Annotated in this window: 15 protein-coding genes; 6 read left to right on the forward strand and 9 right to left on the reverse strand. The window is 71.8% G+C overall.

Features of this window, described 5'->3' with window-relative positions; all coding sequences use genetic code 11:
* Positions 1-3: 3 nt before the first annotated feature.
* Positions 4-1,341, reverse strand: coding sequence for a glutamate-1-semialdehyde 2,1-aminomutase (gene hemL, locus HCJ94_RS04725; RefSeq protein WP_167999701.1), 1,338 nt, complete (start codon positions 1,339-1,341; stop codon positions 4-6).
* Between the two features lie 155 nt (positions 1,342-1,496).
* Here hemL and HCJ94_RS04730 point away from each other — a divergent pair, with 155 nt between their 5' ends.
* Positions 1,497-1,832, forward strand: a complete 336-nt coding sequence (locus HCJ94_RS04730) for an STAS domain-containing protein (RefSeq protein ID WP_167999702.1) — start codon at positions 1,497-1,499, stop codon at positions 1,830-1,832.
* A 170-nt stretch (positions 1,833-2,002) separates the two neighbouring features.
* Here the strand turns inward: HCJ94_RS04730 and HCJ94_RS04735 are convergent, their stop codons facing one another.
* Positions 2,003-2,560, reverse strand: a complete 558-nt coding sequence (locus HCJ94_RS04735; RefSeq protein WP_167999703.1) for a response regulator — start codon at positions 2,558-2,560, stop codon at positions 2,003-2,005.
* Positions 2,557-6,927, reverse strand: a complete 4,371-nt coding sequence (locus tag HCJ94_RS04740) for a HAMP domain-containing protein (RefSeq protein WP_373684188.1) — start codon at positions 6,925-6,927, stop codon at positions 2,557-2,559. The genes HCJ94_RS04735 and HCJ94_RS04740 overlap by 4 nt, the downstream gene beginning before the upstream one ends.
* Positions 6,928-7,116: 189 nt before the next feature.
* On the opposite strand from HCJ94_RS04740, the gene HCJ94_RS04745 reads away from it, so the two are divergent.
* Complete coding sequence (locus tag HCJ94_RS04745; protein ID WP_167999705.1) at positions 7,117-9,198, forward strand: SpoIIE family protein phosphatase; 2,082 nt, start codon at positions 7,117-7,119, stop codon at positions 9,196-9,198.
* A gap of 170 nt (positions 9,199-9,368) precedes the next feature.
* On the opposite strand, the gene HCJ94_RS04750 is transcribed toward HCJ94_RS04745, so the two are convergent.
* Positions 9,369-10,718: an FAD-binding oxidoreductase gene (locus HCJ94_RS04750; protein WP_167999706.1), complete on the reverse strand. Its 1,350-nt coding sequence runs from the start codon at positions 10,716-10,718 to the stop codon at positions 9,369-9,371.
* Between the two features lie 124 nt (positions 10,719-10,842).
* Here HCJ94_RS04750 and HCJ94_RS04755 point away from each other — a divergent pair, with 124 nt between their 5' ends.
* Positions 10,843-12,954, forward strand: a complete 2,112-nt coding sequence (locus HCJ94_RS04755) for a S9 family peptidase (RefSeq protein WP_167999743.1) — start codon at positions 10,843-10,845, stop codon at positions 12,952-12,954.
* Between the two features lie 52 nt (positions 12,955-13,006).
* Here HCJ94_RS04755 and HCJ94_RS04760 read toward each other — a convergent pair whose 3' ends face one another.
* The gene (locus HCJ94_RS04760) at positions 13,007-13,951 is read right to left on the reverse strand and encodes a threonine ammonia-lyase (RefSeq protein ID WP_167999707.1); all 945 of its coding nucleotides are present in this window, start codon (positions 13,949-13,951) and stop codon (positions 13,007-13,009) included.
* A gap of 113 nt (positions 13,952-14,064) precedes the next feature.
* On the opposite strand from HCJ94_RS04760, the gene HCJ94_RS04765 reads away from it, so the two are divergent.
* The gene (locus tag HCJ94_RS04765) at positions 14,065-14,271 is read left to right on the forward strand and encodes a hypothetical protein (protein ID WP_167999475.1); all 207 of its coding nucleotides are present in this window, start codon (positions 14,065-14,067) and stop codon (positions 14,269-14,271) included.
* 15 nt (positions 14,272-14,286) lie between these two features.
* Here the strand turns inward: HCJ94_RS04765 and HCJ94_RS04770 are convergent, their stop codons facing one another.
* The 3 genes from HCJ94_RS04770 to HCJ94_RS04780 all read right to left on the reverse strand — a co-directional run bounded on the left by HCJ94_RS04770 (position 14,287) and on the right by HCJ94_RS04780 (position 17,165).
* Positions 14,287-16,434, reverse strand: coding sequence for a bifunctional polysaccharide deacetylase/glycosyltransferase family 2 protein (locus tag HCJ94_RS04770; protein WP_167999708.1), 2,148 nt, complete (start codon positions 16,432-16,434; stop codon positions 14,287-14,289).
* Between the two features lie 2 nt (positions 16,435-16,436).
* Positions 16,437-16,874, reverse strand: a complete 438-nt coding sequence (locus HCJ94_RS04775) for a superantigen-like protein SSL4 (RefSeq protein ID WP_205800617.1) — start codon at positions 16,872-16,874, stop codon at positions 16,437-16,439.
* Between the two features lie 72 nt (positions 16,875-16,946).
* Positions 16,947-17,165, reverse strand: a complete 219-nt coding sequence (locus HCJ94_RS04780) for a DinB family protein (RefSeq protein ID WP_167999710.1) — start codon at positions 17,163-17,165, stop codon at positions 16,947-16,949.
* Positions 17,166-17,226: 61 nt separating this feature from the next.
* Between HCJ94_RS04780 and HCJ94_RS04785 the strand changes: the two genes are divergently transcribed.
* On the forward strand, positions 17,227-18,789 hold the full coding sequence (locus HCJ94_RS04785) for a recombinase family protein (protein ID WP_167999711.1): 1,563 nt from the start codon (positions 17,227-17,229) through the stop codon (positions 18,787-18,789).
* 782 nt (positions 18,790-19,571) lie between these two features.
* Here HCJ94_RS04785 and HCJ94_RS04790 read toward each other — a convergent pair.
* Complete coding sequence (locus HCJ94_RS04790) at positions 19,572-20,576, reverse strand: hypothetical protein (protein WP_205800618.1); 1,005 nt, start codon at positions 20,574-20,576, stop codon at positions 19,572-19,574.
* 21 nt (positions 20,577-20,597) lie between these two features.
* Between HCJ94_RS04790 and HCJ94_RS04795 the strand changes: the two genes are divergently transcribed.
* Positions 20,598-21,008: a hypothetical protein gene (locus HCJ94_RS04795; protein WP_205800619.1), complete on the forward strand. Its 411-nt coding sequence runs from the start codon at positions 20,598-20,600 to the stop codon at positions 21,006-21,008.
* Positions 21,009-21,107: the final 99 nt, after the last annotated feature.

Below are 21,107 nucleotides of genomic sequence, written 5' to 3' on the forward strand. Positions count from 1 at the left end.
CCGCTACCCCCCGTGACCCGCCGCAGCCGCCGCGGCCGCCGCCGCCGGAAGCGCCGCGGCGATCTGCTCCAGGGCGGCGTCATCGATCGCCGCCGACACGAACCACGACTCGAACGCGCTCGGCGGCAGGTACACCCCGGCCGCGAGCATCGCGTGGAAGAACGCCTTGAACGCCGGCACCTGCTGGGTGCGCGCGCTGTCGTAGTCGACGACGTCGGCGTCGGTGAAGAAGATCGAGAACATGCTGCCCGCGTACGACAGCCGGTGCGGCACCCCGGCGGCGGCCAGCGCGTCGCCCGCCAGCTTGCCCACGGCGGCGGCCGTGTCGTCCAGCCTGCGGTAGACCGCGTCGTCGGCGAGCCGGAGCGTGGCCAGGCCGGCGGCGCACGCGAGGGGGTTACCGGAGAGCGTGCCGGCCTGGTAGACCGGCCCGGCCGGGGCGAGCCGTTCCATGACCTCCGCGCGCCCGCCGAAGGCCGCGGCGGGCAGGCCGCCACCCATGACCTTCCCGTACGTCCACAGGTCGGCGTCGGAGGCGTCGAGGCCGTGCCACCCGGAGCGGGAGACCCGGAACCCGGTCATCACCTCGTCGACGATGAGCAGCGCGCCGTGCGCGTGCGCGATCGCGGCGAGCCGCTGGTTGAAGTTGTCGCGGGGGGCGACCACGCCCATGTTGCCGGCGGCGGCCTCGGTGATGACCGCGGCGATGTGCGGCCCCTCGGCGGCGAAGGCCTCCTCGACGGCGGTGAGGTCGTTGTACGGCAGCACGATCGTGTCGCCGGCCGCCGCGCCGGTCACGCCGGGCGAGTCGGGCAGGCCGAGCGTGGCGACGCCGGACCCGGCGGCGGCGAGCAGTGCGTCCGAGTGCCCGTGGTAGCAGCCGGCGAACTTGATGATTTTGGAGCGGCCGGTGTAGCCGCGGGCCAGGCGGATCGCCGACATGGTGGCCTCGGTGCCCGAGTTGACCAGTCGCACCTGCTCGACCGGGGTGCGGTCGACGATCTCCGCGGCCAGCTCCACCTCACCGGGGGTGGGGGTGCCGAAGCTCGTGCCGAGGGCGGCGGCCTCGCGCAGCGCCTCGACCACGGCCGGGTGGGCGTGCCCGAGGATCAGCGGTCCCCAGGAGCAGACCAGGTCGACGTAGCGCCGCCCGTCCGCGTCGTACAGCCAGGGACCCTCCCCCCGGACCATGAAGCGCGGGGTGCCGCCGACCGCCCGGAAGGCGCGCACAGGGGAGTTCACCCCGCCCGGCACGAGGGCGCGGGCGCGGGCGAACAGGGCCTCGGAGGCCGGTGCGTCGGCCGGGTAGCGGCCGGATCCGGCGGGAAACAGATCGGTCACGATGCCGCCATTGTGTCAGCGTCGGAGGCCCGATCGGCAGGCACCCCGTACCGGGGGTTACCAGTCTCACCCTGGGCGGGTGTCCTCCGTCCCTGGTCGCCCGGCCCCCTCCGCCTCGACGGGCCGGCCCGTCGAGATCGCGATAGGCTGACGCGGTGGATCGTGCCGAACTGTCCATCACGCTGCACCGGTCGGGTGACGAGGCTGTCCTGCGCCTCGCCGGTGAGATCGACATGCTCACGGCCGCCCAGCTCTCGACCGTCGTCAACGAGGTGCTGACCGATCCGCCGCCGCGGATCGTGCTCGACCTGGGCGGCGTCACCTTCTGCGACTCGCAGGGCCTGGGCACTCTGGTCGTGCTCAGCCGCAAGGCCAGTCACGCCCAGAGCCTGCTGGTCCTCACCAACGTGGGCGAGTTCCTGCTCCGCGTCCTGGACATCACGGGCCTCCGCAGCGCCCTGATGATCCGCAACGACGCCCCCACCACCTGACCCCCCACCCGCTCCCCGCGCTCCCCGCGCTCCCCGCGCGCCCCTCTCTCCTGCGCCGATCTTGCACTTTGGGCCCTTGCTTCGCCCTTATGTGCGGCTTTTGTCGGGGCAGAAAGTGCAAGATCGACGAGCGGAATCGCCGGGGGTGGGGCGTGGGGATCCCCTGTCGGTCAGTCGGGGGTGCCCCAGCGGGCCTGTTCCAGGAGGTCGATCGCGCGGGTCACCGCTTCCGGGTCCGTGTCGTTGCGCAGCAGGGCGGTCGCCTCGTCCACCGCGTCGGTCAGCAGCCGCCACTGCCGGTCGCGCTCCCGGACCAGGTCGGACTGCGCCGCGAGCTGCCGCGTCTTCACCCACAGCTCCACGAACACCGACACCTTGGCACGCAGCACCCACGGGTCGAACGGCTTGGTGAGGTAGTCCACCGCACCGACCGCGTACCCGCGCAGCGCCAGCTGGGCGTCCCGGTCGGCGGCGGTGAGGAAGATGATCGGGACGTGCCGCGTACGCTCCCGCCGCTTGATGTGGCTCGCGGTCTCGAAGCCGTCCATGTCGGGCATCTGCGCGTCGAGGAGGATCACCGCGAAGTCGTCGACGAGGAGCTGCTTCAGGGCCGCCTCGCCGCTCTCCACCGCCACCGACTGCACCGGAAGCCCTTGGAGGATCGCCTCCAGGGCCATCAGGTTCTCCCGGCGGTCGTCCACCAGCAGCGCCTTCGCCATCTGGGTCACGAACTCTCCTCGCTCCGGCTGCCGCTGATCCAGGACGACATGAGCTCGATCAGCTCGTCCAGGTCGACCGGCTTGGTGATGTAGTCACTACCCCCGGCCGCCAACGCCGACTCCCGGTCACCGGGCATCGCCTTCGCGGTCAGGAAGACGATCGGCAGGTCGGCGAACCGGTGGTTGCGCCGGATCTGCCGCGTCGTCTCGTATCCGTCCTGGTCGGGCATCATGGCATCCATCAGCACGATGTCCACCTCGGGGTGCTCGGCCAGGAGGCGGACGCCGTCCGCCCCGTTGTCCGAGTACAACACGGTCATACCGTGCAGCTCCAATGCGCTGGTCAGGGCGAAGACGTTCCGGACGTCGTCGTCCACGATCAGCACCGTCGCGCCCTCCAGCTGGCGCGTGGCCGGCGCCTCCGACGCCTCCGGCAGCAGTTCCACCGGCGGCATCAGCAGCGACGACGGCAGGCCGGCCCGGGCGGGCGAGGGCGGCGCCGGCGCCACGACGGCGTCCGGGGCCAGCACGTCGGGTACGAAGAGAGTGAACGTGGACCCCTGCCCGGGCACCGACGACACGCTGATCGCGCCACCCAGCAGCCGGGCCAGGTCCCGGCTGATCGACAGGCCCAGACCGGTGCCGCCGTAACGGCGGCTGGTGGTGCCGTCGGCCTGCTGGAACGCCTCGAAGATGATCGAGAGTTTGTCGTCGGAGATGCCGATGCCGGTGTCCATCACGGTGAACGCGATCACCTGCCGGGCGTTGGTCAGCGCCGGTACGTCGAACACGGCGTACTCCGGGGCCGGAGCGATCCTGAGCGTCACCGTGCCGGTGTCGGTGAACTTCACCGCGTTGGAGAGCAGGTTGCGGAGGATCTGCTGCAACCGCTGGGTGTCGGTGACGAGCGCCTCCGGCAGTCCCTCGCCGACCTCGACCTCGAAGCCCAGGCCCTTCTCCTCGGCCTGGGGCGCGAACGCCTGCTCCACGTAGTTGCGGATCTCGGTGAACCGGATCTCGGTCGGCTCGACGTCCATCCGACCCGCCTCGATCTTGGACAGGTCGAGGATGTCGTCGATCAGCGAGAGCAGGTCGGAGCCGGCGCTGTGGATCGTCCGGGCGAACTCGATCTGCTTCGGGCTGAGGTTCTTCTCCGAGTTCTCGGCGAGCAGCCGGGCCAGCAGCAGCAGGGAGTTCAGCGGCGTACGCAGCTCGTGGCTCATGTTGGCCAGGAACTCCGACTTGTACGCCGACGCCCGGGTGAGCTGCTGCGCCTTCTCCTCCAGGCCGAGCCGGGCCAGCTCGATCTCCCGGTTCTTCGTCTCGATGTTGCCCTTCTGCTCCGACAGCAGCTTCGCCTTGTCCTCCAGTTCGGCGTTGGTGCGCTGGAGTTCGGCCGACTGCTCCTGGAGCTCGTGGGCCAGCCGCTGCGACTGGGCGAGCAGCTCCTCCGTACGCCGGTTCGCCTGGATGGTGTTGACCGCGACGCCGATCGTGAGGACCAGCCGCTCGAGGAACGCCAGGTGCAGGTCGGAGAAGGCCGACACGCCGGCGAACTCGATCACGCCGAGCAGCTCGCCCTCGAAGAGCACCGGCAGCACGACCAGGTCGGCCGGCGGCGTGTCGGCGAGCCCGGAGCGCAGCGTGAGCCGGCTGTCCGGAGCCGCGCTCACCCGGATGGTGCGGCGGGAGAGCGCGGTCTGCCCGACGAGCCCCTCGCCGGGGCCGAAGGTCACGTCGTGTCCACGAGCCACGTAGCCGTACGAGGCGGCGAGCCGCAGCCGGACGCTCCCCTCCGAGTTGTCGACGAGGAAGAAGGCACCGAGCTGCGCGTCGACCAGCGGCGTCACCTCCATCATGATCATGCGGCAGACCTCGCCGAGGTCGCGCTGCCCCTGGAGGAGGCCGCCGATACGGGCCAGGTTGGAGTCCAGCCAGCCCTGCTCGGCGTTCTTCTTGGTCGTCTCCCGGAGGGTGACGATCATCTGGTTGATGTTGTCCTTCAGCTCGGCGACCTCGCCCTGCGCCTCGACCGCGATCCGCTGGGTCAGGTCGCCCCGGGTCACCGAGGTGGAGACCTGGGCGATGGCGCGCAGCTGCGTGGTCAGCGTCGAGGCGAGCTGGTTGACGTTCTCGGTGAGGTCACGCCACGTACCGGAGACGCCCTTGACCTGGGCCTGACCACCGAGCTTGCCCTCGATGCCGACCTCACGGGCCACCCGGGTGACCTCGTCGGCGAACGACGACAGCTGGTCCACCATCGTGTTGACGGTGTTCTTCAGCTCCAGGATCTCGCCCTGCGCGTCCACCGTGATCTTCTGGCCCAGGTCACCCTTCGCCACCGCCGTGGTGACCGAGGCGATGTTCCGCACCTGCGACGTCAGGTTCGACGCCATCGAGTTCACGTTGTCGGTCAGGTCCCGCCACGTACCCGACACGCCCTTGACCTGGGCCTGACCACCGAGCTTGCCCTCGGTGCCCACCTCACGCGCCACCCGGGTGACCTCGTCAGCGAACGAGCTGAGCTGGTCCACCATCGTATTGACGGTGTTCTTCAGCTCCAGGATCTCGCCCTGCGCGTCCACCGTGATCTTCTGGCTCAGGTCACCCTTGGCGACGGCGGTCGAGACCTGGGCGATGTTGCGGACCTGGGACGTCAGGTTGGACGCCATCGAGTTCACGTTGTCGGTCAGGTCGCGCCAGGTGCCGGCGACGCCACGCACCTGGGCCTGACCACCCAGCTTGCCCTCGGTGCCCACCTCACGCGCCACCCGGGTCACCTCGTCGGCGAACGAGCTGAGCTGGTCGACCATCGTGTTCACCGTCGACTTGAGCTCCAGGATCTCGCCCCGGGCGTCGACGGTGATCTTCTGGCTGAGGTCGCCCTTCGCCACCGCCGTGGTGACCGAGGCGATGTTCCGCACCTGCGACGTCAGGTTCGACGCCATCGAGTTCACGTTGTCGGTCAGGTCCCGCCACGTACCCGAGACACCCTTGACCTGGGCCTGGCCACCGAGCTTGCCCTCGGTGCCCACCTCACGCGCCACCCGCGTGACCTCGTCAGCGAACGACGACAGCTGGTCCACCATCGTGTTCACGGTGTTCTTCAGCTCCAGGATCTCGCCCTGCGCGTCCACCGTGATCTTCTGGCTCAGGTCACCCTTGGCGACGGCGGTGGAGACCTGCGAGATGTTGCGGACCTGGCTGGTGAGGTTGCCAGCGAGCTGGTTGACGTTCTCGGTGAGGTCCCGCCACGTGCCGGAGACGCCACGCACCTGGGCCTGGCCACCCAGCTTGCCCTCGATACCCACCTCACGCGCCACCCGCGTCACCTCGTCGGCGAACGACGACAGCTGGTCCACCATCGTGTTCACGGTGTCCTTCAGCTCCAGGATCTCGCCCTGGGCCGCGACGGTGATCTTCTGCGAGAGGTCGCCCCGGGCCACCGCGGTGGAGACCTGGGCGATGTTGCGCACCTGGGACGTCAGGTTCGACGCCATCGAGTTGACGCTGTCGGTAAGGTCCTTCCACGTGCCGGCCACGTTCGGCACCTCGGCCTGGCCGCCGAGCTTGCCCTCGGTGCCCACCTCCCGGGCCACGCGGGTCACCTGCTCGGCGAAGAGTCGCAGGGTGTCGGTCAGGTAGTTCATGGTGTCGGCCAGCTCGGCGACCTCGCCCCGCGCCCCCACGGTGATCTTCTGCGAGAGGTCACCCTTCGCCACCGCCGTCGCCACCTGGGAGATCGACCGCACCTGGCCGGTCAGGTTCGACGCCATGGTGTTCACCGAGTCGGTGAGGTCCTTCCACGTGCCGGCGACGCCCCGGACATCCGCCTGGCCGCCCAGCTTGCCCTCGGTGCCCACCTCCCGGGCCACCCGGGTCACCTCGTCCGCGAACGACGACAGCTGGTCGACCATCGTGTTCACCGTGCGGCCGATGCGCAGGTACTCACCGCGCAGCGGCCGGCCGTCGATCTCCAGCGCCATGTGCTGCGAGAGGTCGCCCTCCGCGACCGCCACGATGACCCGGGCGATCTCGGTGGTGGGGCGACCGAGGTCGTCGATGAGGGAGTTGACCGCGCGCTGCCCCTCGGCCCACGAGCCGTCCAGGCCCTCGTCGTCCAGGCGCTCGGTGAGCCGGCCGTCGCGGCCGACGATCCGGCTGATCCGCCGCAGGTCGTGGTACTGCCGTTCCTGGAGCGAGACCACCTCGTTGAAGGCGTCCGCCACCTCACCCGCGCGGCCCGCCCGGCGGGGCAGCCGCACCTTGAGATCACCGCGGCGGACCCGCCGCAGCGCCTCGGTCAGCTCGACGAGGACCGCCTCGTGGTCCGGCACGGACGGATCCGCCACCGGCTGTTTCGCCGTGGTCATCATTCCTCGCTCACGTCGGGGGCGACAGGTCGGCCATCCCATATTGTGCCTGCGACCCGGTCTGCGCCAGGCCGGCGCGACGGTCAATGCGTACCGGATCGGACAGCGGGCACCATCCCGGTCCACTACCGGCCGTGACCGGTCCGTCCGATCCGCTTGGCACCCGTGGGGGCGGCGATGGAGGATACGGGGATGTCAGCGGAGGCGGAGCCCGTGGAGACCGACGGGCGGGACGAGCACGTCCGGCGGGTCCGGCTGCCCGCCGACCGGCGTACGCCCGCCGCCGCGCGGGCCGTCGTCCGGTCCGTGCTCACCGAGGCGCACCTGGAGGAGCTGACCAACGAGGCGCTGCTGCTCACCACCGAGCTGTCCACCAATGCCGTGGAGCACGCCCGCACCGAACTGGACGTCGAGGTCGTCGCCGACCGGTTCGGGCTCACCGTGACCGTGTCCGACTTCGCGGGCGGTCCGGTGGACGAGCTGACCGTCGGGGTCCGCAACGAGAGCAGCGACATCACCGAGATCTCCGAACGCGGGCGGGGTCTGCTGCTGGTCGACCACTTCGCCAGCCGCTGGGGCACCACGTACCTGCCCACGGGGAAGGGTGTCTGGTTCCGCCTCGACCGCCCGACCCCGCCCGGCGCCGCACCGCCCGGGGCCGCCCCGGTCGTGCCGAGCGCGGCGTCCGCCGGTGGCGACCCCCCGGCCGGCGACAGCTCCGCGCCGAGCGCCGCGGCGATGAGCCAGCTGATGCAGACCACCCCCGACCCGTACGCCGAGGATCCGCTCCCCGACTTCGCCACCAGCCTGCTGACCCGGGTCGCCGAGATGGTCGGCGCGGCCGGCGGCGTGGTCCGGCTGGACCGGGGCGACGGACAGGGCCCGCAGGTGCTGGCGCGCTACGGTCGGCAACCCCGGGCGGGCCACGAACTGCTCCGGGTGCCGCTCGCCGTGCACCGGCCGTACGCCGGCGAGCTGGAGCTGGACGCGGCGCCGTCCGCGTACGCCCGGCCACTGGCGGCGCTGATGGCCGAGCGGCTCTCGCTGCATTTGGAGAACGACCGGCTCCGCCGCGCCGACGTCCGGCGGCAGGCCTGGTTGACGTTCCTCGCGGAGGCGAGCGAGCTGCTCGCCCAGTCCCTCGACGTCGAGCTGACCATGGCGCTCATCCCGCAACTCGTGGTGCCCCGCCTGGGGCAGTGGTGCGCGGTGCACACCACCGACGAGTGGGGTCGGCTGCGCCTGGCGGCGGCCAGCCACGCCGACGAGTCGGTGCTGCCGCAGCTGCACGCGGTGCTGCGGGAGACCGGGCCGGAGTCGATCCAGGCCCGCCTGCGCGAGGCGTCCCGCAACGGCACCCAGTTGCCCCTGGGCGCGCCGATGGAGGGTTTCGCCCTCCCGCTGATCGCGCGCGGTCAGCGGCTCGGCACCCTCGCCGTCGGCCGGCACCAGCGGCACCGCCACGACCCGGACGAGGTGGCCGTCCTGGAGGATGTGGCCCGCCGGGCGGCGCTGGCGATCGAGAACGCCCGGATCCACGCCGAGCGCCGCCGGGTCGCCCAGACCCTCCAGCAGTCGCTGCTGCCTCCCGTGCTCCCGGTGGTCGAGGGCATCGGCTTCGCCGCCGAGTACGTCCCGACCGGGGACGACGCCGACGTCGGCGGCGACTTCTACGACGTGCTGCCGCTGCCCGACGGCCGTTGGCTCGTGGTCATCGGCGACGTCTCGGGCAAGGGTGTGCAGGCGGCGGCGGTCACCGGCCTGGTCCGGGACGTCATCCGCACGCTGGTCGGCGACGGCAAGCCGCTGCCCGAGGCACTGAGCCGGCTCAACGGGACGCTGGTGGAGCGGGGCGGCGGCCGGTACTGCACGCTGGCGCTGGCGGCGGTCGGGCCGGGCGACGGCGACCAGCTCGAGGTGTCGCTGCACCTGGCCGGCCACGACCGGCCGGTGCGGCTGAAGTCCGTCGGCGGGGCCGACTTCGTCGGTACCGGCGGCACAGCACTCGGCCTGCTCGACTCGATCGCCTCGCCGACGGCCGAGATCACGCTCGACCCCGGCGACTCCCTGGTCTTCTACACGGACGGCGTCACCGAACGGCGGCGCGGCCGGGAGCTGTTCGGGGTCGACCGCCTCCGCGACGCGGCCGCCCCGCTCGCCGGGTACTCGGCCGACGTGGTGGCCGCCCGCCTGCGCTCGACCGCGATCGGCTTCTCCCCCGAGCCACCCCGCGACGACATCGCCATCCTGGTCCTCCGCAACGACGCCGGCTGACCGCCGCGCCGACCCTCGGCCATCTTGATCGACTCGACGTCCATGAAGTCGCGCTATCCACCACGGGCGGACACCCCGACTTCAATGAAGCCGAGTCGATCACGGCCGGACAGAGCCGACGCTCCGACACCGGGTCATCGCGGGCCAGGGCCGGCCGAGGGAGGTCGGGGTCAGAGGCCGCCGGGGAGGCGGCCGGGGGCGAGGCGGTGGTGCGGGTCGAGGTGTTCCTTGGCGGCGCGGAGCCGGGCCAGCCCGGCCAGCTCGCCCCACAGGTCGACCGCCCGCCGGACCGGCTCCGGGGCCGAGACCACCACGCACCGCCCCTGCCGCGCGAGCAGGACCCCACGGACCGCGGCGAGGATCGAGGCCACCCGCTCGACGGGCAGCGCACCGGGCAGGGCCGCGTGCACGACGCCGAGGCCGGCGGAGCCGCGGACCGGGACGGGCGCGCCGGCGGCGTCGCGCAGCGCGTACACGGCCGCGTGCAGGTCACTGATCGGGACCTCCAGGCGGAGCGCCGTGTCGCCCGGGCCGAACGGGTAGCGCCGCCACCACTCCGGCGCGGAGTGGCTGGCCGTGGCACCCGTGCCGAGCAGCGACACCATCCGGTCGGCACGCTCGGCGACGTCGGCGGGCCCACCCTCCAGGAGGACCACCAACGTGCCGGCCCGGGCCGGGCCGGTCGCGGCGCGTCCCGTCATCGACGGGTGACGCGCCATCGACTCGGCCCGGCCCCCCTGCCGCGGCCGGGGTCCCGCGCCGGCCGGGAGGTCCAGCTCGACCGCCGCCGGGTCGAGGCGGGCGGCGAGCACCGTACGCACGAGGTCGTGCACCTCCAGGGGCGTCCACACCGGCCGGGTGACCCAGATCCGGCTCGCCGGCACGGCGTGCACCCGGAGGGTGGCGGAGACCAGCACGCCGAGCGCGCCCTGGGAGCCGCAGAGGAGGCGGGCCAGCTCCAGCCCCTCGGCACCGCCACCGGCACCGACCAGCTCGCCGTCGGCGTCCAGGTAGCGCAGGGACACGAGCTGGTCGCACGCGGTGCCGTGGCGGTGCCGCAGCGGACCGGCCTCACCGGCGGCCAGGACCCCGCCGAGGGTGGCGCCGTTGGACGGCGCGTCGAGGGCGAGCCGCTGGCCGGTGCGCTCCAGTGTGGCCTGGACGGCACGCAACGGGGTGCCGGCACCGATCTCGGCGGTCGAGGCACCGACCGGCTCGTGCCCGATGCCGGCGAGCCGGCCGGTGTCGAACATGATGTCGACCCGGTCGGGGGCGGCACCCCAGTCGATCTTCGTGCCGGCGCCACGCGGGACCACGGTCAGGTCGTGCCGGGCGGCCAGCCGGAGCACCTCGGCGGCGGCGTGCGGCCCGCCCGGGACCGCGACCCAACGGGCCGGACGGCCGGCCACCTCGTCCGCCGGGCCGGCGAGGCGGGCGAAGGGCGGCCCGCAGATCTCGGTCAACCGCCGGGTGATGTCGAGGGCTCCGGGTCGATCCGTGGAACTCGCCGCTGCCGCCATGCCGGTCATCGTACACATGTTCGAAAGTTGCGGAAGGCATGTCGCGCGAAGGGGTGACCGGGCGTCCGGCCGGTAACGTGACGGCGTGACCACCGAGACTTCCGACAACTCCAGCTCGGCGCGTCTGTCGCCGCGCCGCGACCCGGAGCCGTCGCCCGCGCCCGTCGCCAAGCGGGTGCCGACCGAACGCACCCACCACGGCGACACGGTCGTCGACGAGTACGCCTGGCTGGCCGGCAAGGACGATCCGGAGACGATCGCCTATCTGACCGCCGAGAACGCGTACACCGAGAAGCGGACCGCCCACCTCGCCGACCTGCGCGGGCAGCTGTTCGAGGAGACCCGCCGCCGGACACAGGAGACCGACCTGTCGGTGCCCGCCCGCAAGGGCGGGTACTGGTACTACACCCGCACCGTCGAGGGCCAGCAGTACGGCGTGCACTGCCGCCGGGCGGTCCGCGACCGCGAGACCGACCCGCCGATCAGCCTCGACGGGGCGCCCCTGGACGGCGAGGAGGTGCTGCTCGACGGCAACCTGCTCGCCGAGGGGCACGACTTCTTCGCGCTCGGGGCGTTCGACGTGAGCCCCGACGGGCGGTGGCTGGCGTACTCGACGGACTTCTCCGGCGACGAGCGGTTCACGCTGCGGGTCAAGGACCTGACCACCGGGGAACTGCTCCCCGACGAGGTGCCGGACACGTTCTACGGCACCGCCTGGTCCGCCGACGCCTCGGTGCTGTTCTACGTGACCGTGGACGACGCGTGGCGGCCGAACCGGGTCTGGCGGCACACGCTGGGCACCCCGTCGAGCGAGGACGTGGTGGTCCACCAGGAGGACGACGAGCGGTTCTGGGTGGGTGTCGAGCTGACCCGCTCGGAGAAGTTCGTCCTCATCGACATCCACAGCAAGGTGACCAGCGAGGTGCTGGTCATCCCCGCCGCCAACCCGACCGGCACGCCGGCCTCGGTGGCGCCCCGGCGGCAGGGTGTGGAGTACACGGTCGAGCACCACGGGCACCGGTTCCTGATCCTACACAACGACGGCGCGGAGGACTTCGCGCTCGCGTACACCTCGGCGGACGCCCCGGGCGACTGGGTGCCGCTGATCGAGCACTCCCCGGGCACCCGGTTGGAGGCGGTCGACGCGTTCGAGAACCACCTGGTCGTCACGCTGCGCACGAACGGGCTGACCGGGTTGCGGGTGCTGCCGATCGGCGGCGGCGACCGGCACGACATCGACTTCCCCGAGCCGCTCTACAGCGTCGGCCTGGGCAGCAACCCGGAGTACCGCACCCGGCAGGTCCGGTTGGGCTACACGTCGCTGGTCACCCCCGACTCGGTGTACGACTACGACCTGGTCACCCGCCAGATGGTGCTGCGCCGGCAGAAGCCGGTGCTGCCGGGGCCGGACGGGCGGCCGTACGACGCGACGGCCTACGAGCAGCACCGCGACTGGGCGCTCGCCGACGACGGCACCCGGGTGCCGATCTCGCTGGTCTGCCGGACCGGTACGCCCCGCGACGGCTCCGCGCCGTGCGTCATCTACGGGTACGGCTCGTACGAGGCCAGCATGGACCCCTGGTTCTCGGTGGCCCGACTGTCCCTGCTGGACCGGGGCGTCATCTTCGCCGTCGCGCACATCCGCGGCGGCGGCGAGCTGGGCCGGCGCTGGTACGACCAGGGCAAGCTGCTCGCCAAGAAGAACACCTTCACCGACTTCGTGGCCTGCGCCCGGCACCTGGTCAAGGCCGGCTGGACGGCGAGCGACCGGCTGGTCGCCCGGGGCGCCTCGGCCGGCGGCCTGCTGATGGGCGCGGTGGCCAACCTGGCACCGGACGCGTTCGCCGGGATCGTCGCGCAGGTGCCGTTCGTGGACGCGCTCACCTCGATCCTCGACCCGTCGCTGCCGCTGACCGTCACCGAGTGGGAGGAGTGGGGCAACCCACTCGACGACCCCGAGGTGTACGCGTACATGAAGTCCTACACGCCGTACGAGAACGTGCGGGCCGTGGACTACCCGGCGATCCTCGCGGTGACCAGCCTCAACGACACGCGGGTGCTCTACCATGAGCCGGCGAAGTGGATCGCCCGGCTGCGGGCCACCGCCCCGCAGGGCGACTACCTGCTCAAGACCGAGATGGGTGCCGGCCACGGGGGTCCGAGCGGCCGGTACGACGCCTGGCGTGAGGAGGCGTTCATCAACGCCTGGATCCTCGACCGGCTCGGCCGCGCCTGAGGTGCGAGGAAGGGCCCCTTGTCAACGCCTGGCGTTGTACGAGGGGCCCTTCCTAACGCCCGAGCACGGACGCCAGCACCGCCGGATCGACGTTGCCGCCGGTCACCACCGCGACCGTGCGTCCCGCCGGCAGTTCGTCGCGCCGGAACAACCGCGCCGCGACCGCCACCGCCGCGCTCGGCTCCACCACCAGCCGCGCGTCCCGGACGAGCCGACCCATCGCCGCCCGGATCTCCTCCTCGGAGACGGTGACGATGCCGTCGAGGCGGGCCAGCAGGTGGGCGAGGGTCAGCTCGGACGGCGGCAGGCGCAGCCCGTCGGCCGTCGTCCGGTAGGTGCGGTCCTCGCCCCAGACCACGACCGACCGCGCCGCCAGCGAGTCGCGGGTGTCGGCGGCCAGTTCGGGCTCGACGCCGATCACGGTCGCCGCCGGACGCAGCGCCGTCACCGCCGTCGCCACACCCGACGAGAGTCCGCCCCCGCCGACCGGGACCAGCACCACGTCGACGTCGGGCAGGTCCTCGACGATCTCCAGGCCGATCGTGCCCTGCCCGGCGATGATCCGCCGATCGTCGAACGGCGGCACCAGCACCGCCCCGGTCTCCGCCACGATCCGCTCCGCCTCGGGGACGCGCCGGGGCGGCGGCACCGTGACGACCTCGACGCCGAGTGCCCGGATCCGGTCGACCTTGGCCGCCGGGGCACCCTCCGGGACGACGATCCGGCAGGGCACATCCGCGGCGCGGGCCGCGTACGCCAGGGCCAGGCCGTGGTTGCCGGACGAGTGGGTGACGACGCCGCGCGCCCGCTCGGCGGCGGTCAGCCGGGCGACCGCGTGCGTCGCGCCCCGCAGCTTGAACGACCCGACCGGTTGCAGGCTCTCCGGCTTGAGCCACAGGTCCGCGTCCCACGACGTCCGCAACAAGGGGGTACGCAGCACGACGCCCGCGATGTCCTCGGCGGCGCCCCGGACGTCCTCGACCGACACCAGGTCCATCGCCCAATCCTGCCCCGACCACCGTCGATTCGCCGCGCCGCGGCCGGTGGCGGCGTGGTCGCCCTCGCGCTTTGAGACAGGCCCTAGACTGCCGGCGTGACGGGGACGGCGCGGTGAGCGCAAAGGACCACGGGCCGGAGGCCGACGGCCCCGAGGACCACGGGCCGGCGGACGCACCCCGGCCGAGCCTGCGGGCGGCGGCGCGGGACCGGCGAGTCTGGGCGATCCTCGGCGTGGTCGCCATCCTGCTGGTCTGCTGCTGCGCAAGTGCCGCCGGCACTCTGCTCGCGATCTCCGCCGGCCTGTTCAGCACCGGCTGACCCCGCCCGCGCCGCCTAGCGCCGCGCCGCCAGGCCGTTGTCGGCCGGAGGCCCCAGCAACGCGGCCGCGTCGCCGGTGCGAACCATGCGGTGCCAGCGCAGCCGGTTGCCGACCAGCGCGGTGACCACCGACTGCACCACGACCAGGTACATCACCTGCCGGTAGACGACCTGCTGGAACGGCAGGCTCCACAGCGGCCCGAGGCGTTCCCGGTCCAGTCGCAGGGCGTACCCGGCGGTCGCCGCCTGGAGCAGGAGCAGCCCGACCCAGGCCAGCACGAGCGTCGTCCACGGCAGGAAGAACAGCCCGTAGATCGCGTAGACGTCCACGGCCGGCGCGGCCAGCGGCAGCACGATCTGGAACACGGTCAGGTACGGCAGGCCACGCCGGCCCAGCTTGCCGCCGGCGCCCGACTCACGCAGGGCGTGCCGGTGCTTCCACATCGCCTGCATCGTGCCGTAGCACCACCGGTAGCGCTGGCGCCACAGCTGCCGCAGGGTGGCGGGCGCCTCGGTCCAGGCGATGGCCGACTCCTCGTAGACGACCCGCCAGCCGGCCCGGAGCACCTTCATCGTCAGGTCGGTGTCCTCGGCCAGGGTGTCGGCGGGGACGCCACCCAGGGCGAGCAGCGCCTCGCGGCGGAACGCGCCGATCGCGCCGGGGATCGTCGGCATGCACTCGAGCACGTCGTACATCCGGCGGTCGAGGTTGAAGCCGATCACGTACTCCAGGTGCTGCCAGCGCCCGAGCAGCCGCCGCCGGTTGGCGACCTTCGTGTTGCCGGAGATCGCGCCGACCGTCGGGTCGGCGAAGCCCTGCACCAGCCGGTAGACGGTGTCCCGCTGGAACACGGTGTCCCCGTCGACGAGGACCAGCAGGTTCGCCCGGGCGGCCCGGATGCCGGTGTTCAACGCGGCCGGTTTGCCGGCGTTGGCCTGCCGGATCACGCGGACGCCGCGCAGCCGCATCCGTTCGACGATCTCGGCGGTGCCGTCGCTGGACCCGTCGTCCACGACGATCACCTCCAGCGTCGGGTACGCACTGGCGACCAGGGACCGGACGGTCGCGGCGATGTTCGCCGCCTCGTTGTACGCGGGCACGATCACCGACACCGGCTCGGTGACCGCGTGCCGGCCCCGGACCGGCCGGCGGACCCGGCGTACGTGGCGCTGTGCGCAGACCACCTGGACCGCGAGCCGGGCCACCCCGAGCACCAGCGCGACGGCGAGCAAGGTCTCGATCGCGCCGGCCGCCCAACGGGCGCCGGTCTGGGTCCACCGCATCGCCGTACCGCTCACCCGATTGTCGAGGCTCGCCGGCACCATCGAGGAAGGTGCATCGATCCCGTCGGAGACGGTGGTGAACCGGTAGCCCTGTCTGGTGAGGTCGGGCAGCAGCCGTTCCAGTGCCGCGACGGTCTCCGACCGGTCGCCGCCACCGTCGTGCATCAGGACGACCGCGCCGCGTCCCCGTTGCGGCGTCGCCGCCTCGACGATCGCCGGCACGCCGGGTCGCTGCCAGTCCTTGGTGTCCCGGTCGGCGAGCACCGCGACGTGGCCGGTGCCGGCGGCGGCGCGCAGCGCGTCGTACTCCGGGGCGGTCAGCGCCCCGGGCCCGGAGGAAAACGGCGGGCGCAGCAGGGTGACCTCGCGGCCGGTCACGCCGGCGATCGCCTTCCGGGTGAGGGAGAGTTCCAGGTCACGGCGCCAGGTCGACGCGGCGCCGAGGTGCGCGTGGGTGAAGGTGTGCGAGCCGATCTCGTGCCCTTCGGCGAGGATCCGCCGGACGAGGTCGGGGTGTTCGTTGACCCGGGCGCCGACCACGAAGAAGGTCGCCTTCGCGTCGTGCCGGCGCAGCACGTCCAGCACCTGCGGCGTCCAGCGCGGGTCGGGCCCGTCGTCGAAGGTCAGCGCGACGGTACGGTCCGGCATCGCGCGGCTCACCGGCTCGTCCCGGTCCAGCCGCAGCACCGGGCCGCCGGTCGTCACCTCCTTCGGGACACCGGGCGCGGCGACGTCATGACCGTCACCCGCCGGTCCGGAGCCGCCGGCCAGCCCGGTGACCAGCGCGTTGACCGTGAGCGCCGCGAGCAGCAGCAGCACACCGAGCAGGAGCAGGAACCAGTGCGCCCGCGGGTCTCGGCGGGCGACGTGCCGCGCCACCGTCAGCCCGGCTTCCCGGGCGAGCGGCTCGGCTTCGGTGAGTTGCGCCGATCGTCACCCTGGCCCGGCTGGTCGGAGCTGGTCGGTCGGGGGCCCGGAGCCGCGGTGCTCGCCGATGTGCCGGGAGCGGCGCTGCGGGTGGCCGCCGGGAGAGGCGCGGAGGTGCTGGTCGCCGGGTCCGGGCGCGGCGACGTCCGGCCCACGTCGTCACGACCCTCGACCTCCGCCTCGACCGGGGCGCGGTCGTCGGACCAGCCGGGCACCGTGACCGACGAGTCGACGAAGAGGCCGGCCAGGATCAGGGCGAGGCTCGTGAGCAGGCCGAGACCCATCGCGGTACCGGCGATCACGGTGAGCCGGCGCCGCCGGCCCGTCCGGTCGACGAACACCGGCGGCGCTCCGCCCGGCTGGTTGTGCATCTGCTGAACTCCCGCTGCCACGCGCGCCGGTTGCCCGGCACGGGCCCGTCGGCCGGGCCTCCGGTGCCAACAGCGTATGTCCGGACCGGCGCGTTACATCGGCCCGGCCGACCGCCGTGCCGCCGTCCAGGCCGGATCGCGGCCCGTGGCGGCAAGGAGCCGGTGCACGTAAGGCAGGTTGGCCGAGGCGGGCACCGCCTCGGCGAAGACGCCCATCTTCCGGGGCAGCGGGCCGAGCTGCTCGACCAGCTCGCGCAGCGGGCCCACCGCCTCGGGCGCCGGCTCGTACGGCTGACCCGTCGCGACTGTCAAGAATCGTTAGAAGCTAGGGTCGATGTTGCCGACACGAACGTCGATCTAGGGGGACGGTCTGATGGTACGGCGGAAGGCCCGGTCGGGGAACCGGGGCCGGTTCGACAGCAAGGACGCGCTGCTGGCCGGTGGCGTTGAGGTGCGGGCGTTGCGGTATCAGCGCGCGAGTCAGGACAAGAAGGAGCAGGGCAAGAGCGTCCACGACCAGGGCGTGCTCAACCTGGCGGAGATCACGAAACGGTCCTGGACCGACGCCGGGTCGTTCACCGACAACCACCGCTCGGCCAGCCGCCGCGCTACCAAGGAGCGCGAGCAGTTCGAGTTGCTGATCGAGCAGATCCGCGCGGGCAAGGGTGACGTGCTGGTGGTCTGGGAGATCTCCCGCAAGGAACGCGACCTGGCGGTGTTCGTGAAGATCCGGGACATGTGCCACGAAGTCGGCCTTAACTTCTGGCTGGTCGGCGGGGTGCTGTATGACCTGCGGGACAAGAACGACCGGATGATGCTCGGCTTCCAGGCGGTGCAGGCCGAGTGGATGGCCGACTCGATCCGCGACAACGTACTGCGCGGCATCGTCGGCGCCGCCGAAGCCGGGCGTCCGCACGGGAAGATCACCTACGGGTACCGGCGGATCTACGACCAACGCACCAAAGCCCTGCTACGCCAGGAACCGGACACCGAGATCCGCACCGCAGTCGCCGCCGACGGGACCGTCACCGAGTACTCGCATGCGCAGGTGGTGCGAGACAACTTCCGCAAGATCTCCGAAGGCATGCCCCTCACCGTCCGGGAGGCCGAACTCAACCGCCTCGGCATCCCCGCCTCGCAAGGCGGGATCTGGCGGCGCGGGATCCTGCGCAAGCAACTGATGAACCCGGCCTACATCGGTAAGCGGGTGCTGCGGGGGGAGATCGTCGGCGACGGGATCTGGCCCGCCCTGGTCGAGGAGGAGACGTACTGGTCGGTGGTGCGGATGCTGGGCGACCCGTCCCGCACGACCACGCGGCCCGCCCGCGCGGTGCATCTGCTGTCGTACCTGGTGCGCTGCGGGGTGTGTGACGGGCCGTTGTCGTCGCAGCGGCTCAACCGGCACGGCTGGACCGGGCAGGTGTACTCCTGCCTGCACAAGCGGTGCACGGCGGTGAAGGCCGAGTTCCTCGACGAGTACGTGCAGCGCACGGTGGTGGCGTGGCTGGCCCGCCCCGACGTGTACGACGTCCTCACCGCCGCCAGCGCCACCGACGAGGAAGTCGCGCACGCCCGCGCCGAAGCGCAACGGCTGCGCGGGGAGCTGGAGGACTGGCGCAAGCTCGGGGAGGAGGGCGAGGTCACCGCGATCGCCTACGCCCGCGCCGAGAAAGGCCTGCTCGCGCAGATCGCCGAGCATGAACAACGCGCCGCCGACGCCGGCATCCCCGCCGTGCTGCGCGGACGCATCGGCGACCAGGCCGTGACGGCGTGGCAGGACCTCGGCGACGACATCCCCGTCAAGCGGGAGATCATCCGCCTCGTCGCCGACATCAAACTCCTGCGCGCCGGGTTCAAGGGCGAACGCCGCACCTTCGGCCGCCACCGCCTCGACTGGCGGTGGAAATTCGGCCCGCAAGACCAGCAAGGGGCCTGACCTCGGCGAATGCTGAGCTGGGAGCCGTGAAGGGCGACTTGACCTGCGGGATGAGTTGAGCGTCGATGGTGTCCGCCGCCCGCCCATGCGGGCGGGCGGCGTGTTCCGTCGATGGAAGGTGTCCGGCTGTGCCCCGCGAACGACTCAGCACTCTGGCCGTGTTGCCCGACGATGTCACCGATCCGCTGTTGTGGCGGCTGGCCTTCGACGTCGCCTCCGCACACCAACCCGACGAGCGCGGCGACTGCCGCAACCTGCAGTGCCACGGGCAGCGCGGCATGTGCGCCGCCGCTCGCGCCGCCCGCCGCGCGATGAACGTGGCGCGAGCACCGCGGATGACCGCGCCGTACCCGCTACCTTCCCGGGGCCGTGCTGGTGTTGCCGACTCATCCAAGTGCAGTTTCGCCGGCTGGTTCACCGCTCGCTCGCCGATCGAGTGGACACGTCCCATCAGCCGTTCGGCCACGCTGCCACGCTGGCCGGATTTGAGGCGGCGCGGTGGCGTGACGAGACTTGACCTCCGTTGCTTCTGCCGGATCAGTTGGGCGCGCTCGGCCATGTCCCATGGGCCCGCGCTGGCGGCCGGAGTTCGATATGCGTGCCGTTCTTAGCGGACTTGCCCTCATTGAGACGCGGGAGCAAACGGGCCCGAAATGCGGTCGACGTGCCGCCTGACCTGGCCAGACTCAGATCACCGTCTGGTTGTGGCGCCGTTGTGCCAGCCTTCGTCGGTCGGGATGATTCCTCGGTGGTGGATGAATCCACCCCGTAAGGGATCATGCTCAGAACGGGTCCTCATGCTCGATGTCGTCGCGAGCCCAGCCGTAGCGAGTGATCATCAGACGCTTGATCGCTTGAATGTCTAGGGGGCGCTGCCGCAGCGCGAGCTTCCACATCGTTCTGGCGCTCGCGGGGAGGGTTACCTCCAGTGCCTGTTCGAGGGCGCTCACCGAGAAGAACCGGGGCGGGACAGGGTCATCATCGGGCTCCGGCGCCAGGAAAAGGTCACGGACGGCCTCGACATCGTCCGGCGAGCACGTCGACCTGTAGCGAAAGCGCGCGTTCTTCGCCACACTGTGGGCCGCCAAGAGGATGTGCCAGTCCAGCCAGCCGCGGTCACGTAAGGCCGCGACCGTGTCAGCAAAGGCCGGCGACTGCCGCAGGGCCGCCAGGGTTGGCCGCATCCGCCGGGGGATGTCCTCGTACCTGAACCGCACCTCCTCGTAGCTGTGCGATGGGGCGTACCCAGGCCCCGGAGTGTCAGGGAAATCAAGGCCGGGGCCGGCGTCGGGGCAGGTAGCGACGTCGCTGGTAAACGGTTGCGGGTAGTCGAGCGACAGGTGGAGACGGTGGTTGCGGGTGGCGCCATGGAACGCGACGTCGTACGGCATGGCGAATGTGGTGATCGACGGCAGGCCCTGCTCGAAGACCTGGTCGAGCAAGACTTTCCACCGGTCGTCGGGCAGCGCTGAGGCAGTGACGATGACGGTGGTCACGGCCGCGAGGGTTTGCTGCGCGACCGCGTTGAAGACCTCAGGGCCGCGATGGTCGATGACCGCCAGGGTGCAGCGGAAGCACGTCTCTGTCGGCGTGCCGTCGACTTGCTCGGTGGCGAGGTCGGAGTCGGGCGCGCCGGCGGTGACGAGCACTCGGACTCTTGTCGGAAGGAGGGCCGGGTCCGCAGACGCAAGGTGGGCGAGCGTGATCTGCAGGGTTGCGGCGAACCGCTCGCCCACCGCGACATCGGGCTCCCGGTTGTCGAACTCGACTGTCCAGATCACGCCCAAGCACTGGAACCGTATCCGTCGGTGTGGACCGGCATCGGCGAAGGGCGGATCGCCCAACTGCTTGGCAGCATGCGCGACGTGCTGCTCGGCGTCCATGCGCTGCCACCACGGCGGCCCACTGCGAGACAGGCCCTCAACGAAGGAGTCGATGAGTCCGGAGACACCGGCATCGGCGATGGCCTCGTCGACCAGGTCCGTGTAGGGGGCACCGAGCTTGTTGGCGAGCGCCCTGGTGTTGGCGAGTTCGAACAGGGCGGCGGCCAGCCACGGGTGCCGTTCGAAGTCGAAAGCCTGCTCAGCCAGGAGACCGTGAGCGGTGAGGGCGGTGCGGGTCAGTTGGGTGGAGCTGACCCAGTTGGCCTGGTGGTAGTCGGCGGCGGCGGCCTTGAAGAGTCCCTGCGGGTACAGGTCGGGGTTGTCGCGTTGTGTTAGTAGTACTTTGTTAGGTTGTTCCGGTGTGTCGCTTGTAGGGCTTTTTGGGTTGTGTTTGGCTCCCGGGCGTGGACGAGCGAGGACTCACACGGGTGCGGG

The sequence above is a fragment of the Micromonospora thermarum genome, from assembly GCF_012034245.1.
Lineage (GTDB): Bacteria > Actinomycetota > Actinomycetes > Mycobacteriales > Micromonosporaceae > Micromonospora > Micromonospora thermarum.